The sequence below is a fragment of the Anoxybacillus sp. LAT27 genome, assembly GCF_022030075.1.
GTDB lineage: Bacteria > Bacillota > Bacilli > Bacillales > Anoxybacillaceae > Anoxybacillus > Anoxybacillus kestanbolensis.
This window is the reverse complement of the sequence record NZ_JAIWYK010000406.1, coordinates 1-223: the sequence shown is the minus strand read 5'-3', so window position 1 is coordinate 223 and position 223 is coordinate 1. Positions and strand designations below refer to the sequence as shown.

Here is a 223-nt window from a genome sequence, read left to right as displayed (position 1 = left end):
AAGCCTGCAGAGGTGCCCATCGGAGCGATGACCGCTCTGGTCGGCATCCCGTTCTTCATCTACGTGGCGAGAAAGGGGCTGGAGAAGAAATGAAGTCGTATCTGCCGCTGCGCAACAAGAAAGGCTCCTTTTCCTTTCACATTCACAAGAAAACGCTGCTGTACGCTGCTGTCTGCCTGCTGCTGACCGGAGCCGTCACGGTAGTCAGCCTGGGGATGGGCGA

The 223-nt window shown here is 57.4% G+C and carries 1 protein-coding gene; it reads left to right on the top strand.

Annotated features, from left to right (window positions below; translation table 11 throughout):
• Positions 1-93 (top strand): iron ABC transporter permease (locus LD028_RS09975; RefSeq protein ID WP_237811723.1); only part of this gene is annotated, 93 nt, incomplete at its 5' end.
• Between the last annotated feature and the right edge of the window lie 130 nt (positions 94-223).